This is a genomic window from Mesorhizobium robiniae (assembly GCF_040545535.1).
In the GTDB taxonomy this organism is placed as follows: Bacteria; Pseudomonadota; Alphaproteobacteria; order Rhizobiales; family Rhizobiaceae; genus Mesorhizobium; species Mesorhizobium robiniae.
Map to the genome: position 1 here is coordinate 150480 of NZ_JBEPMC010000008.1, position 14826 is coordinate 165305.

The following is a 14826-nucleotide window of genomic DNA, read 5'->3' on the forward strand; positions in this document are numbered from 1 at the left end:
TCTCCGAGCCTGCCTCGATTTCAATTGTGCCTAGCATGCGACGGCAGACCATGCCGAAGACATGCAGATGACGTCGTATTTCGAACCGTGAAATTAAGGCGATCTCCGACTCCAGCGGGTTTCACCTTGTGAAACACAAGTCGACGTGATCTCGTTCGGTGACGCTGGAGGAGCGCCAGGACCTTGGATGCGGGAGGAGATTTGATGCGAAAAGGTGCCCACAAAGACCCTTCTGACGATGTTGGCCGCGAAGATGTATCCGGCAAGATCACCGCGTCCACAAGCGCGCATTGCCGCACCAATTCCAGGCGCGGTTACACAGACCCGTCCGATCGCTCGTACCCGCCCGTCAACTCGGTCTGCCGTGCGTTGCACGTCCTTAAAGTTTTGAATCAAAAACGCATTGCGACGGTCAATGCCATCTACGCAGACACCGGAATCCCAAGGCCAACGATCGTGCGCATGCTGGAAACGCTGATGCACGAGGGTTACGTCGTTCGCGACAACATGTGCGGCGGATATCGCGTCACCGAGCAGGTAGCCGAGCTTTCGCAAGGTTATAGCGGCATATCGCGTGTCATCGAAGTTGCCCGGCCGCTGTCCATCGGTCTGACGAGAAAAATCAAGTGGCCGATCGGACTGGGCGTCCTCGATGACGACGCAATCGAGATTCTTTATTGGACGGGCACGATCAGCCCTGTCGTGCATACCAATACCGTTCTGCGCAAACGCGCAGATCTGTTCAAGTCCGCAATGGGTCGCGCCTACATGGCCTTCTGTAATGACGAAGAACGAGAACGGCACATCGTTCGCATTCGGAAAAGCTTTTCCATGGAGTTTGGCGCCAAGGAAGAGCTGGCGTTTCGGAACCGCCTGGACCGTATCCGGCGCGCAGGCTACGCCGTGCGTGACCCGCGCACTGAACCGCTTCGAATGACGACTCTCGGAGTTCCCATCATAGAAAGGGACAAGGTCGCGGCAGTGATGTCCGTATCATTCTTCAAGTCGTCGGTGGACCCCGGAAGGATCAGGGAAGACGTGCTGGCCCCCCTTCTCGATACGCGGACCAACATCGAGCATGCGCTGGATTTCATCCGCAATCGTGCCGGTCTGGATGCTTCGGTGCATCGCGAATATTCCGTTGCGCTGTAGCCAAGCCAACTTCACTTGCTTTCAAGGACCGGGTTGGTCGGCGGCGTGCCGCCTTCGAACCACGGCTCGAAACGCCGGTAAGTGACTTTCCAGCCCTGTGGCGTGTTGACGAGCCGATCGGTCATGTAGGCGATCTGGATAGGAGGGTGCGTCGGGAGCACGGGCTTCCCATCCGCGGCGTACAGCATCAGCACCCAATGGCAGAGCGCCGTGTCGGGACTGCCGTCGAACATCGCCTGGAAATTTTGCACCGAATGGACAACCGTGCGAGCGCCCCGATCTTCCCGCCACTTGTAGAATGCGCGAATTTTCTCGCGCCCTTGATAGGTCGTCGCCGACCCCGCGAATGTCGCATCCTCGGTGTAATAGTCCGGTGCGTTCCGTCCCCAGTTCGTGTCGACGTCATGCCAGTAATCGACGATGAGCGCGTAGAGCACTTGCGTCAATTCAAGGCGTTCTTTGTCGATTTGCATGCTTTTTCCTGTCTTTTCGAATTACGTCCGCGGCCGGCTGGGCCCCTGGTCGTTGCCAACATTTTTCCTGGAGACGAAGAGTCGGAGCCTCCCTTCCCCCGGCTCGTGCTGGAATCTGCGATGCAGCAGTTCGCTGCGCGCCACTCCTTACGCCTGGTATCAGACGCGTCCTGCTCGCGCGGCTGTAACAGCCTTTGTTTTCGGTCCGTGAAATAGCTGTGCGCCGCACATCGGCCATTGAGAGAATAGCTGCCGCTTAGCAAAAGCGGACATTGCAGGGACGACGGCGCGAAGCCGACATAGTACAAATGTCCGAGATCAGCAGCTTTGCTCTGCCGATGCTCCCTGGACGAAGTGCTGAGCACTCATTTGACACTACGCTGTCAGTTCTGACCCCGCTTGCTCAAAACTGGGCAGCCCGCAAAGCTTGAGGCCAGTCACCATCTCGTCCAAGATGATATCGAGGACCTTCGCCACGCCGACCTCTCCTGCCACGGCGCCGAAACAGCGCGGCCCGGCCGATCGCTGCCGCGGAGGCGCCGCTTGCACCGGCCTTGATGACGTCCATTCCGGTGCGGATGCCGGAATCGATGAGGATCGGCACCTCGGAACCCAGCGCATGGCGGACTGCCGGCAGCGCATCGACGCTCGAAATGGCGCCGTCGAGCTGCCGGCCGCCATGGTTGGAGACCCAGATGCCATCGGCGCCTGCCGCTACAAGGCATGCCGCATCGCCCGCATGCAGGACGCCCTTCACCAGCAGCCGGCCCTTCCACCAGTCGCGGATCCGGCGGAAGTCGTCCCAGTCGAAACCGGCGTGGAGGTTGGCGCCGACACGCGCGGCGATGGTCAATCCGGCGCTGGTGTCGCCGAGATAGCCACCGATATTCTCAAATTGCGGCAGCCCGCCGCGCAGTAGCCGCAGCGACCAGCCTGGATGAGCCAAGCCTTCCCAGAAATGATGGGGCGAGGGGCGCAGCGGGATCGAGATGCCGTTCCTGAGGTCTTTCTCGCGCTTGCCGCCGGCCTGTAGGTCGACGGTCACCACCAGCGTCGAATAGCCTGTTTCCTCGGCCCGCCGCACCAGTTGCCGGTTGAATTCGAAATCTTTGAGCACATAGAGCTGGAACCAGAGCGGTCCCTGCACCGCCCTGGCCATGCGCTCGATGCTGGTCGTGGCCATGGTGGAGAGCGTGTAAGGGATGCCGCGCGCGGCCGCCGTTCGCCCATTTGCCAAATCGAGCAATTCGGCCGGGCTCAACGATGCCTGCTGCCAGCGAAGGCACTGCTATCTCCCGCTTGATTCAGCCGCCCCAACAGCAGCTCGTATTTTTCATATGCCGATTGCCAGGTCCCGGTGAAGGCCAGCGACCGCGCTCCACCATCCCCAAGCTGATCCCCACATCGAAGAATGCTGCCGTCGCACGCTCGGAATTTGTGACCAGGGGATTGACGCAAGCTAGTCCGGGTGCTCTTATTCTCGATATTCAATAATGATTCTCAATAATCGAGAACAATGAAATGGGAGCAGCGGTTTCAGCCATGGTTCAGCCAGCGACGCATGTCGGCATGACCGGCATATCCAAGACCTACGATGGCCATAGTTTCGTCGTGCGCGATCTCAACCTCGACATCGCGAAGGGGGAATTCCTGACGCTTCTTGGCCCCTCGGGCTCGGGCAAGACGACGACGCTGATGATGCTCGCCGGCTTTGAACATCCGTCAGGCGGTGAAATTACGCTCGACGGGCGGCCGATCCAGGACAAACCACCGGAAAAGCGGAACATCGGAATGGTGTTCCAGAACTATGCGCTTTTCCCGCACATGACGGTCGCCGAGAACGTAGGTTATTCCTTGCGGGTGCGAGGCCTGTCCAAGGAGCGGATCGCCACTCGTGTCGGCGAGGCGCTGGCGACGGTCCAACTTTCGAACCTTGCGCAGCGCAGGCCCACGGCCCTTTCAGGCGGCCAGCAGCAACGAGTGGCACTCGCTCGAGCGCTGGTCTTCGAGCCCAGCCTGGTGCTGATGGATGAGCCGCTCGGCGCCCTGGACAAGAAGCTGCGCGAGGACCTGCAGCTCGAGATCCGCCGGATCGCCGATCAGCTGGACCTGACAGTCGTCTATGTGACGCACGATCAGCACGAAGCGCTGACGATGTCCGACAGGATCGCCATTTTCAACGACGGGCGAATCCAGCAAATCGGTTCAGCGCAAGATATTTACGGCCATCCCGCGAACCGCTTCGTGGCGGAATTCGTCGGCGATAACAACTGTCTCGATGCGAAAATCGTCTCGATCGAAGGCGGCCTAGCGCGCGCAAGGCTCGCCGGTGGCCAGGAAATTTTGGCGCGCAGCAGCGTTCACACGAAGCTCGATCAACGCGCAACGATCGCCATCCGGCCGGAGAGCGTCCGCATCGCCGGGCAGAGCAGCGCCGGAGCGCTTACCGGGCGGGTCAGCGAAGTCATTTACTGCGGCGACCAATTCCGGATCCACGTCGAACTGCCGGGCGGGGAACGGTTGATTGCTAAAAGTCCGTCATCGGTGGGAGCCCAGATGGAGATGGGCAACCCTGTCCTTCTCAACTGGGAACCACGCGATGCATGGGCGCTAGACGGCAGATAACACAACTGAAAATCCAGAGAGGACATAAAAATGTTGCGAGCGTATTCGTTCAAGCAGTCATGCCTTGTCGGGCTCGTCCTGGCAGCAGTGAGTTTTCCAGCCCTGGCGGACGGTCTGACCGTCGTGTCCTGGGGCGGGGCTCTGCAGGAGGCGCAGACAAAGGCATTCCTCGATCCATATGCGAAATCAAAGAACATCACCGTCACCCAGGACACCTGGAGCGGTGAATTGGCCAAGCTGCGTGCCATGGTCGACAGCGGCAATGTCGCCTGGGATGTTGTCGACGTCGATCCGCAGACGGGGGCGACCGCCTGCGACCAGGGATTGCTTGAGAAGATCGGTGCCGATGCGGCCTTTATGTCAGCGGGTCTCGTGGATGGCGCCCTTACCGACTGCGCAGTGGGAACGAGCGTCTACGCCACGATCCTGGCGTTTCAGAAACAAGCATTCCCGAAGGCGCCTACCAAGTTGACGGACATTTTCGACACCGCGGCCTTCCCCGGCAAACGCGGCTTCCGCAAAAGTCCGGTGGACACACTCGAACTCGCCTTGCTCGCCGATGGCGTACCGGCGTCGGAGATCTATGCGGCGCTTGCCACTGCCGCCGGCGTCGACCGGGCCTTCAAGAAGCTCGACACGATCAAGAAGGACATCGTCTGGTGGGAGGCCGGCGCCCAGCCGCCGCAGCTTCTCAAATCCGGCGAGGTAAAGATGGCGCTGGCCTGGAACGGCCGTATTGCGGACGCCAACGCCAAGGAAAATGCCGACCTTGGGATCGCCTGGACCAACCAGATCCGCGGCTTTGATATGTGGGTCATTCCGTCCGGTTCGAAGAACCTTGCAGCCGCCAAGGAGTTCGTGGCCTTCAGTCTCAAGCCAGATATCAACGCCGCCCTGAGCAATTACATCGCCTACGGCCCAACGGTAAAGGCTGCCAGCGATCTCGTCGCCAAGGACGTGCTGGCGAACCTGCCGTCAGCCCCTGAAAACAGCGAGGGCGCCTTGGCCCAGGACGGCGCATTCTGGGCCAAAAATGGCGATGCCCTGAACGCCCGCTTCTCCAGCTGGATTTCCCAGTAAGCCGAGTGGTGGGAGTTTTCGGATGACGCTGCCGTACGGTGATGTGGGCTTGGTAATGACGCAAACTGATACGCCTGCGCCAAGCATCGCGTCATCGACGGCGCATGTCGTCATTCGCTCGCCGGTCAAGAGCGACAACCGCCGGAGGACAGTTCGGGCTGCTCTTCCGGCCGCACCGCTCCTGATTTTCCTGCTTCTGTTCCTGGTGATCCCGATCGGTTCGATCGTTCATACGGCGGTATCGGACGGAGAAATCGCCAGAGCGCTGCCGCTGACAACGCAGGCGCTTCAGGCCTGGGACGGGGATAAGCTTCCGACCGACGCCGTCTACATGACGCTTGGACACGAACTCGAGGCTGCAGGACATGCCGGGTCAGTACGCCCGCTAGGCCGTCGTGTGGGCTACGAATTGTCTCGCGGGATGAACGTCATCCTCAACGCGCAGCGGGTGCTTTCCAGCGATTTCGACCGCGCCGACCCGCAGGCCTGGAAGGCCCAATTGATCGAAGCCGATCCGGCATGGGGACAAAGCGGTGTCTGGAGCATTCTCAAACACTACGATGGCCGCTACAGCGCCTTCTATCTGCGCTGGGCGACGGGCTTTCCCACGAAGATCGAAGCCGACGGTCGATCGTCCCAGGAAACGAGCTACGATTTCCGGTCGATCTATCTCCGGACGATCCTGATCAGCCTCGTCGTGACAGGCCTCACAGTCGTGATCGGATACCCGGTCGCGTATGTCATAGCCAACGCAAGCGGGCGGACAGCAGCAGTCCTCCTGTTCTTCATTCTCCTGCCGTTCTGGACCTCGCTGCTGGTGCGAACCATGTCGTGGATAGTCTTCCTTCAGACCAATGGCGTCCTCAATAACGCGCTGGCCGGAGCGGGATTGATATCGGAGCCACTGCCCCTGCTTTACACGCGCATGGCGACCATCGTCGCGATGATCCAGATCCAGCTTCCGTTCACGGTCCTGCCCATGATCAGCGTGATGCGGGCCATCCCGGCGAACCAGGTCAAGGCCGCCCGCAGCCTCGGCGCCGGCCCACTTCTGGCACATCGGACGATTTTTCTGCCACAGGCGGTCCCAGGCATCGCCGCCGGCGGACTTCTCACCTTCGTTCTGTGCCTTGGCTTCTACTTGACACCGGCGCTGGTGGGTGGTCCGTCCGATCAGATGGTGAGTTTCTTCATTGCAAGGTTTACCAATGAGGATCTGAATTGGGGGCTGGCTTCGGCACTCAGCGCCGTACTCATCTTTGGAGCTGGTCTCGTTGCTCTCCCCCTTGGGCGACATATCGCACGTCATTCGTCGGATCGGATATGAGCATGGGTCGCCGCGTCTATTCCGAGTTTCCGGCCTACATTCGGATACCGCTCTATGCGTTTGTGGGGATCATCCTGGCGCTGCTGGTGCTGCCGCTGGCGGTCGCTCTTCCAATCTCGCTCAATGCTGATCCCTGGTTCACCTATCCATTCCGTGCGCTGTCCCTTCGTTGGTTCGAGCAGCTCTTTTCCTCGCCTCTGTGGACCGGGGCAATGGTCAACAGTCTGGTGATCGCGGTTGCGACGACCATCCTGGCCACGACCTTGGGCACGCTCGCGGCCATCGGGCTTGTCAATCCGCGGTTTCCTTTCCGAACCGCCGTGATGGCGTTGGCCATCTCGCCAATGATCGTTCCTGTCGTGGTGCTCGGCCTCGGGCTGTTCATTTTCTTTTCGCCGCTCGGCCTCAACTATTCCTATGCCGGCGTCGTAATTGCCCACACCATCCTGGCCTCGCCTTTCGTCGTCATCACGGTTACGGCGACGCTGACGCGCTTCGACTTCAATCTGATGCGGGCTGCGGCAGGTCTCGGTGCCGGCCGCGTGACGGCATTTCGGACGGTGATGCTTCCCATAATAGCGCCAGGTGTAGCGGCGGGAGCGATCTTCGCCTTCGCCTCGTCATTCGACGAAGTGGTGATGGTGCTGTTTATTGCCGGGCCTCAGCAGCGTACGCTTCCGAAGCAAATGTTCACGGGACTACGCGAACAACTCGATCCCACGATCCTGGCCGCCGCCGCGGTGATGATCATACTGACGAGTTGCATGATGGCTGTGGCCTACAACCCCAATAAGAAAAGGTAAATTGATGCTGCACGTCATGTCGCAGGACAACGGGAAGATTGATGCTGCGCAAGCCGAATTGTTCGCCGACGACTATCTCGAGGAGCCTTATTGGTGGTCGGCGGCGCCGCTGCCCCCCGCCCACGAGAACACTGAACCGGCCAGCCTTGGCGGCAGGGCCGATGTCGTCATCATTGGCAGCGGCATTACGGGTCTGGTCGCCGCGCTGCATCTGGCCCGCGCGGGCTGCGACATTGCCGTTGTCGACGCGCAGAGGATCGGCGAGGGCGCCGCGCGCCGCAACGCCGGCTTCGTCGGCCGCACCCTCAAGCGATCCGTCGAATGGCTGGCGGAAAGGTCGGGGCGCGAATACGCGGTGAAGGTCTATCGCGAGCTCGATGCCGCTCTGCGCGGTGTCCGGGCCTTCGTCGAGCGTGAGCGTATCGATTGCCATTATCAGACCTGCGGCCGCTTCATTGCCGCCAATTCGAAAGCCCATTTTCGAGCTTTGATCACAGAGCTCGAACAGACCCGCCAGGCCGTCGGGTTCGATTATTCCGTCGTCGAGAAAGATGAAGTCCGCACCGAAATAGCCTCCGACATCTACCATGGCGGCGCGGTCATTCCGGATCTCGGTTCGATTCATCCGGGGCTCTATCACGCTGGCCTCGTCCGCAAGGCGCTTGAGGCCGGCGTCAGGCTGTACCCTCTTACCAATGTGGTGGGCGTCGATCACAGTGCGAGGGAGAAGATCGTTCGGACTTCGAGGGGAAACATCGCTGCTCCTCATGTCATCGTCGCCACCAATGGCTACACGAGCCGAGACCTGAAATGGCTCGCAAGGCGGGTCATTCCGTTCCGTGGTTTTGTCGTTGCAACCGAGCTGTTGCCGACGGAAACAATCGACAAGATGATACCGCGCCGCCGCACCTATCTCGACACCAGGATGAACATCGATTTCATCCGCCCGGCCCCTGATTCAAGCCGCATTCTTTTCGGCGGCATGACTGGTACGGCGAGCCCGACGGCGACGCCGCTCGCCGGTGCGCTTCGCGATCGCCTCGTGAAAATCCTGCCAGACCTTAGAGGTGTCCGTCTCAGCCGGGCCTGGACCGGGCAATGCGCCGGAACTTTCGATTTCATGCCCCATATCGGCGTGAAGGATGGCGTGCTCTTCGCCCTCGGCTACAACTTTGCCGGCATCCCTCTTGGAACGCATTTCGGTGAGAAGCTTGCTGCCCGGATTCTTCAACGGGGAGACATGTCCTCGGCCTTCGATGTCGAAAAATTCCCCACGGCGCCCTTCTTTAACGGCTCGCCGTGGTTCGTGCCCTTGGCCATGCGCTATTTCGACTGGCATGATGATCGAATCGCAAGGGGCTAGAGCACCGACATCATGGCAAAGACTCCGACCAGCAAAGCGGCCGCTGAAAAGCCTTTGGAGCGCTATGTGCGTATTCTTGAGATCGTCGCCGGTTTTCCGGGCGGCATATCGGGAACCGCCGTCGGCGAGATGCTCGATCTGCCGAAGGCCTCGGCCTACAGGCTGATGAAGAGCTTGGCCGATGTGGAATTGATCGAACAGAGCGGCCCAAAGGCGGCCAATTTCAAGCTCGGGCCACGGCTGGAAAGACTGCTCTTTTCGGGGGCGAGCGACGATTGGTTCAAGGTGGTTGCGCGCCCGACGTTGCAAGAACTTTCCGAAAAGACCGGCCAGGCCTGCTTCATCGCGCGGCTGGCCGGCGACAGCGTGCGCAGCCTCGACATGGTCGCGCCCGGCAATCTGGTCCGGGCTTACATCGTTCCAGGGCTTGAAATCCCGGCCCATGCCGGCGCCTCCGCCAAGGCGATCCTCGCCTTTCAGGATGCGGACTTCATCGCCTCGGTACTCGACAAGCCGCTCAAGCGGTTCACGGCGTCGACCAAGGTCGACTTCGACGTTCTCGCGCACGAGCTGCAACTCGTGCGCAAAACCGGGGTGGCTTATTGCATCGGAGAAGATGTGGATGGATTTGCCGCGATCGCCGCCCCGATCAGGATCGACGGACAGCGTACACAGCATAGCCTGTGCGTGACAGGAACCATCCAAGGCATCATCGACACCAACCAAGACCTCAATGTCGCGCTGGTCAAACGTATGGCGGAAAAGCTTTCCAAGCTCATTGAGAAACAATTTCAGCAGACATTGAAAAGTACTAATTGAATTTAGGAATTTTTTATAGCTCGCCCCTGCTTTAATCAAAGCGGAGCTATTCTTGTTATTTATCGTAGAAAAGCTACTGCTAGTGCAGCCTGTATTCTTAATGCGCGCCCTTTTGACTGCAATCGAAATGGCTAAAAGAGCGATTTTATGTTGACAGTCGACAGGTGATTGGATACATTCTCGTAAATCGAACTATTGTATCATTTATCGAGAAAAGGTTATTCCATGAGCGTGATCGACTGGCGCCAAGCCGCCTCAAATCTCAACCTCCGCAAGCAGGCGTTCATCGGTGGAAAATTCGTCGACGCGGTGTCGGGCGGAGTGTTCGACGCAATCAATCCCGCCAATGGGACAACGCTCGCCCAAATAGCGTCGTGCGACGCGGCGGATGTCGACCTTGCCGTACACTCCGCGCGCAAAGCTTTCGACGCTGGCTCATGGTCGCGGCGCTCGCCGACCGAGCGCAAGAAAGTGCTGCAACGGTTCGCCGATCTGATGCATCAGCACGGTGATGAACTGGCCTTGCTCGAGACCTTGAACATGGGCAAGCCGATCTCCGACGCACGGTCCGTCGACGTGCCGGCATCGGCGAATACGATCGCCTGGTATGCCGAGGCGATCGACAAAATCTATGACGAGATTGCTCCGACCGGCAGCGGTGCACTGGGCATGATCACGCGCGAGCCTGTCGGCGTCGTGGCTGCGGTGGTTCCATGGAACTTTCCTTTGCTGATGGCATGCTGGAAACTCGGGCCAGCGCTCGCCGCAGGCAACTCAGTCATTCTCAAGCCAGCCGAACAGTCGCCGCTGTCCGCGATCAGGCTCGCGGAGCTGGCGGCGGAGGCCGGCATTCCGGATGGCGTGTTCAACGTTGTCACCGGCCTTGGAGAAACTGCCGGCAAGGCGCTTGGACTGCATATGGATGTCGACGCGGTGACGTTCACCGGCTCGACCGAGGTCGGCAAGCTCTTCATGAATTATTCCGCCCAATCGAACATGAAGCGCGTCGCACTCGAATGCGGCGGCAAAACCCCGCATATCGTCATGGCCGATTGCGGCAATTTGGACGAGGCCGCGACAGCGGCTGCCTATGGCATTTTCTTCAATCAAGGTGAGGTCTGCAACGCCGGCTCGCGACTTCTCGTCGACGCCAAGATCAAGGATAAGTTCCTCGACAAGGTGATCGCTGTCGGGAAAACGCTTACGGTTGGCGATCCCCTCGATGCGGCCACGAAGCTTGGCGCCATGGTCAGCCAGGTTCAAATGGACCGTGTGCTCGACTACATCGATATCGGTTCCAAGGAAGGGGCCGAGCTCAAGTCCGGCGGCAAGCGCGTCCTTAGCGAGACCGGCGGCTACTACATCGAGCCGACCGTCTTCGACAATGTCAGCAACAAGATGCGCATTGCACAGGAGGAGATATTCGGCCCAGTGCTCGCCACCATCTCCTTTTCCGGCGCGGAGGAAGCAGTCGCGCTCGCCAACGATACCATCTACGGCCTGGCTGCCGCGGTGTGGACCGACAATATCGACGTCGCGCTGTCCACCGCGCGCCGGTTGCGAGCAGGCTCCGTCTGGGTCAACAATTTCGACGAGAGCAACATTACGATGCCCTTCGGCGGTTACAAGCAGTCAGGCTTCGGACGGGACAAATCGCTGCACGCGATCGATAAATACACCGAACTCAAGGCGACCTGGATCAAAATCCGCGCCTAGCGATCGTCGAGGGCTTCATCCTCTTACCAACCATGCCTCCTCGCTCTTTGCCGCGAGGTACAGAAAGAAACACGTATGCGGGATCCGCGCTTCGATATCCTGTTCCAGCCGATACAGATCGGGCCCGTCGTCGCCCGCAACCGGTTCTACCAGACACCTCACTGCAACGGCATGGGCAATTTACGACCGCAAGCCCATGCCGCCATGCGCGGGATCAAGGCCGAAGGCGGATGGGCGGTTGTCAACACCGAGCATTGCTCGGTTCATCCCTCCGGCGACCTCATGCCGGAGGTTTTGCAGATGCTGTGGGATGATGGCGACATTCCGCCGCTCGCGCTGATGGTCGAAGCGGTCCATGAGCACGGTTCGCTCGCCGGCGTGCAGCTCGCCTATCCCGCCTACTACAATGCCAATCGCATGACCCGCGACGTGCCGCTCGGTCCGATGGACCGCCCCGTCAGCGGACACCATCCGGTCCAGGTTCGCGCCATGGACAAGTCCGATATCAAGGCATTGCTGGGCTGGTGGAAGGCGGCCGCGCGGCGGGCGCGAAAGGCCGGCTTCGATATCCTCAACGTCGACGGCAATTTTTCCACCATCGCTTTCCAATTCATTTCGCCCCGCAATCAGCGTACCGATGAATATGGCGGCTCGTTGCAGAACCGGGTGCGGCTTCTGAAGGAGTTGATAGAAGTGACGCGGGAGGGCGGCGGTGACGCCTGCGCCGTAAGCGTACGCCTCATCATCGATGAGCTGTTTGGCCCGGAGGGGCTTCGGGTCGCGGAGGAGGGGATCGAGGCGATCAGTCTGCTCGCCGAACTACCGGATCTGTGGGACCTCGTGGTCGGGACCTGGGCAGACGATTCGCCGACCTCGCGCTTCGCATCGGAAAACGATCACGAGCCGTTCATGACAGGGATCAAAGGCGTCACCACCAAACCGGTCGTCGGTGTCGGGCGCTTCACCTCGCCCGATACGATGGCAAGTCTGATCCGCCGCGGCGTGCTCGACATGATCGGCGCCGCGCGCCCCTCGATCGCGGATCCCTTCCTGCCGAAGAAGATCGAGGAAGGTCGCTACGAGGATATCCGCGAGTGCATCGGTTGCAACATCTGCGTGTCGAGCCATTTTGCCATGACGAACCTGCGCTGCACGCAAAACCCGACCATGGGCGAGGAATGGCGGCGTGGCTGGCACCCCGAACGCATTTCCACAAAGTCAAGCGACGCGACCGTGCTCGTGGTCGGCGGTGGGCCGGCGGGGCTCGAATGCGCCCGGGCTCTCGGCCAGCGCGGCTATCAGGTAACCCTGGCTGAACAGCAGAGCCGTCTCGGCGGTCGCGTGACCCTGGAGGGCGAGTTGCCCGGCCTGCGGGAATGGCTGAGGGTTCGGGACTGGCGTGTCACCCAGCTCGACAAACTCCGCAATGTCGGGGTGTATCTCGAAAGCGATCTCGGATTGGCCGAAATTCTCGAATTCGACGCCGACGAGGTGGTGCTGGCGACAGGATCGCAATGGCGCGCCGATGGCGTTGGACGCGCGGCGTTCAAGCCGCTCGCCCTGTCGGCCGACGTGCCTGTATTCACACCAGACGACATCATGGGCGGCAATATCCCGTCAGGCCGCATCATCGTCTACGACGACGATCATTACTACATGGGCGCCGTGCTCGCCGAAAAACTGGCGCTTGCCGGCAACGAAGTCACCTTGGTCACACCGGCGGCCGACGTCTCCTCCTTCACCATCAACACACTCGAAAACATCCGGACCGCCAGGCGGCTCCATGAGCGCGGCGTCGGGATGGTTACGCACACCGCGCTCACCGGCACGCATGAAGGCCAGGCCTTCTTCGTCGATGCGCGAACCGGAACCAAGGGGCACAGGCAGACCGACGCCCTTGTTCTCGTCACGGCGCGGTTGCCACGCAACGAACTCTTTGCGGCGCTGACCAGCCGTCTCGAGGAGGGACAGGCGGGGCGCTTGCGCCGGGTGTCACGCATTGGAGATTGCGAAGCGCCGGCCGCCATCTATGCGGCCGTCTATTCAGGCCACCGTTTTGCGCAGGAATTCGAGAGCAGCGGCCCGACCTTGCGTCGCGAACGGATCAACCTTGCCGCCTAGAACCAGATGACGAGCGACCTCATGTCAGCACCCGCGACACCAAATTCCGAAAAGCTCTATGCCCGTGCCCGCGAGGTTATGCCTGGCGGGAACACGCGCACGACCGTCTTTCGCAAACCGCACCAAATCTATGCCCAGCGTGGCGACGGTTGCCGGATCACCGACGTCGATGGCCATGTCCGGATCGACGCATTGGGGAATTTCACCTCTCTGATCCATGGCTATGGCAATCGCCTGATCATCGAGGCGGCGACACGGCAGCTCGAAGCCGGAACCTGTTTCGGCATGCCGACCGAGAGCGAGATCCGGCTGTCCGAAATCCTGTGCGATCGTCTGCCGTCCGTCGAGCAGCTTCGTTATACGAATTCCGGCACCGAAGCGGTGATGAACGCGATCAAGGCGGCGCGCGCCTATACCGGCCGACCGAAGATTGCCAAATGCGAAGGCGCCTACCACGGCACCTACGACCCGGCCGAGACAAGCCAGGACGCCAGCCCCGCTACCTGGGGCGACGTCGACAGGCCGGGATCGGTGCCGACCGCCAAAGGAACACCTCAGGGCGTGCTCGACGATGTCGTCGTCATTCCCTTCAACAACACCCCGATCGCCGAGGCGATCCTGCGCGCCAGCGGCAACAGCCTTGCCGCCGTGCTCGTCGACGTCATGCCCAATCGCGCCGGCCTCGTCCCGGCAAAGCCCGAATATCTGGCGATGCTGCGGCGCGTTACGCGTGAGCTTGGGGCCTTGCTGATCCTCGACGAGGTCATCACGTTTCGCCTTGGCTACCATGGCGCGCAGGGCCGTTTCGACGTCGAACCCGACCTTACCACGCTCGGCAAGATCATCGGAGGCGGCTTTGCGATCGGCGCTATCGGTGGCCGTGCGGAAGTGATGTCGGTGTTCGATCCGAGCAAAAGCCCGCCGGCGGTGCCGCATGGCGGGACGTTCAGTGCCAATCCCATGTCGATGTCGGCCGGGATAGCCGCTCTGGAGGAATTGACCCCTGCCGCATTCGAGAAGCTCGAGGCGCTCGGCGATCGCTTCGACCAAGGTGTTCGCGCCTGTTTCACCCGGCACGGGATCAAGGGGCAGGTTACCGGGCTGGGCTCGCTGCGCCGCGTCCACCTGACGGACGCACCCTTGAGCGATTACCGTTCCACATTCGCCGCGGCGGATGGCGCCACGCGGGTTTCGGCCCTCGCCAAGGTGCTGTTCGACGAAGGCGTGATCATTGCGGGCAACGGGCTGATGGCGTTTTCCACCGCCATGGAAGATGCGGATATCGACGAGATAGTGCGGGCCTTCGACCGAGCATTGCTGTCCCTCGCGCAATGACGCGGCAGGCAA

Annotated in this window: 12 protein-coding genes; 10 read left to right on the plus strand and 2 right to left on the minus strand. The window is 60.7% G+C overall.

Annotation, left to right across the window (positions count from 1 at the left end):
- Positions 1-204: 204 nt before the first annotated feature.
- A complete protein-coding gene (locus ABID19_RS22330) occupies positions 205-1152 on the plus strand; it encodes an IclR family transcriptional regulator domain-containing protein (RefSeq protein WP_354493133.1) in 948 nt (315 codons plus the stop codon).
- Between the two features lie 11 nt (positions 1153-1163).
- On the opposite strand, the gene ABID19_RS22335 is transcribed toward ABID19_RS22330, so the two are convergent.
- Together ABID19_RS22335 and ABID19_RS22340 are read right to left on the minus strand one after the other, a co-directional pair.
- Positions 1164-1625: a nuclear transport factor 2 family protein gene (locus tag ABID19_RS22335; RefSeq protein WP_354493134.1), complete on the minus strand. Its 462-nt coding sequence runs from the start codon at positions 1623-1625 to the stop codon at positions 1164-1166.
- 403 nt (positions 1626-2028) lie between these two features.
- Positions 2029-2886, minus strand: coding sequence for an alpha-hydroxy acid oxidase (locus tag ABID19_RS22340; protein ID WP_354493135.1), 858 nt, complete (start codon positions 2884-2886; stop codon positions 2029-2031).
- 281 nt (positions 2887-3167) lie between these two features.
- On the opposite strand from ABID19_RS22340, the gene ABID19_RS22345 reads away from it, so the two are divergent.
- The 9 genes from ABID19_RS22345 to ABID19_RS22385 all read left to right on the plus strand — a co-directional run bounded on the left by ABID19_RS22345 (position 3168) and on the right by ABID19_RS22385 (position 14814).
- Positions 3168-4250, plus strand: a complete 1083-nt coding sequence (locus ABID19_RS22345) for an ABC transporter ATP-binding protein (protein WP_435528765.1) — start codon at positions 3168-3170, stop codon at positions 4248-4250.
- A 30-nt stretch (positions 4251-4280) separates the two neighbouring features.
- Positions 4281-5330 (plus strand): ABC transporter substrate-binding protein, encoded by a 1050-nt coding sequence (locus tag ABID19_RS22350; protein WP_354493136.1) that lies wholly within the window; start codon positions 4281-4283, stop codon positions 5328-5330.
- Between the two features lie 22 nt (positions 5331-5352).
- Positions 5353-6657 carry an ABC transporter permease gene (locus tag ABID19_RS22355; protein WP_354493137.1) on the plus strand — a complete coding sequence of 435 codons (1305 nt, stop codon included), beginning with the start codon at positions 5353-5355 and terminating at the stop codon, positions 6655-6657.
- Positions 6658-6659: 2 nt separating this feature from the next.
- Positions 6660-7460 carry an ABC transporter permease gene (locus ABID19_RS22360; RefSeq protein ID WP_354493138.1) on the plus strand — a complete coding sequence of 267 codons (801 nt, stop codon included), beginning with the start codon at positions 6660-6662 and terminating at the stop codon, positions 7458-7460.
- Between the two features lie 4 nt (positions 7461-7464).
- Positions 7465-8823 carry an NAD(P)/FAD-dependent oxidoreductase gene (locus tag ABID19_RS22365; RefSeq protein WP_354493139.1) on the plus strand — a complete coding sequence of 453 codons (1359 nt, stop codon included), beginning with the start codon at positions 7465-7467 and terminating at the stop codon, positions 8821-8823.
- A 12-nt stretch (positions 8824-8835) separates the two neighbouring features.
- On the plus strand, positions 8836-9642 hold the full coding sequence (locus tag ABID19_RS22370) for an IclR family transcriptional regulator (RefSeq protein ID WP_354493140.1): 807 nt from the start codon (positions 8836-8838) through the stop codon (positions 9640-9642).
- Between the two features lie 225 nt (positions 9643-9867).
- Positions 9868-11358, plus strand: coding sequence for an aldehyde dehydrogenase (locus ABID19_RS22375; protein ID WP_354493141.1), 1491 nt, complete (start codon positions 9868-9870; stop codon positions 11356-11358).
- A gap of 75 nt (positions 11359-11433) precedes the next feature.
- Positions 11434-13479: an oxidoreductase gene (locus ABID19_RS22380; protein WP_354493142.1), complete on the plus strand. Its 2046-nt coding sequence runs from the start codon at positions 11434-11436 to the stop codon at positions 13477-13479.
- A gap of 21 nt (positions 13480-13500) precedes the next feature.
- Positions 13501-14814, plus strand: a complete 1314-nt coding sequence (locus ABID19_RS22385; RefSeq protein WP_354493143.1) for an aspartate aminotransferase family protein — start codon at positions 13501-13503, stop codon at positions 14812-14814.
- The last annotated feature ends 12 nt before the right edge of the window (positions 14815-14826 follow it).

Coding starts and splice junctions, on each gene's coding strand:
- ABID19_RS22335 (WP_354493134.1), bottom strand. CDS start 1,625: ATGCAAATCGACAAAGAACGCCTTGAATTGACGCAAGTGCTCTACGCG.
- ABID19_RS22385 (WP_354493143.1), top strand. CDS start 13,501: ATGTCAGCACCCGCGACACCAAATTCCGAAAAGCTCTATGCCCGTGCC.
- ABID19_RS22365 (WP_354493139.1), top strand. CDS start 7,465: ATGCTGCACGTCATGTCGCAGGACAACGGGAAGATTGATGCTGCGCAA.
- ABID19_RS22330 (WP_354493133.1), top strand. CDS start 205: ATGCGAAAAGGTGCCCACAAAGACCCTTCTGACGATGTTGGCCGCGAA.
- ABID19_RS22380 (WP_354493142.1), top strand. CDS start 11,434: ATGCGGGATCCGCGCTTCGATATCCTGTTCCAGCCGATACAGATCGGG.
- ABID19_RS22360 (WP_354493138.1), top strand. CDS start 6,660: ATGGGTCGCCGCGTCTATTCCGAGTTTCCGGCCTACATTCGGATACCG.
- ABID19_RS22370 (WP_354493140.1), top strand. CDS start 8,836: ATGGCAAAGACTCCGACCAGCAAAGCGGCCGCTGAAAAGCCTTTGGAG.
- ABID19_RS22375 (WP_354493141.1), top strand. CDS start 9,868: ATGAGCGTGATCGACTGGCGCCAAGCCGCCTCAAATCTCAACCTCCGC.
- ABID19_RS22345 (WP_435528765.1), top strand. CDS start 3,168: ATGGTTCAGCCAGCGACGCATGTCGGCATGACCGGCATATCCAAGACC.
- ABID19_RS22350 (WP_354493136.1), top strand. CDS start 4,281: ATGTTGCGAGCGTATTCGTTCAAGCAGTCATGCCTTGTCGGGCTCGTC.
- ABID19_RS22355 (WP_354493137.1), top strand. CDS start 5,353: ATGACGCTGCCGTACGGTGATGTGGGCTTGGTAATGACGCAAACTGAT.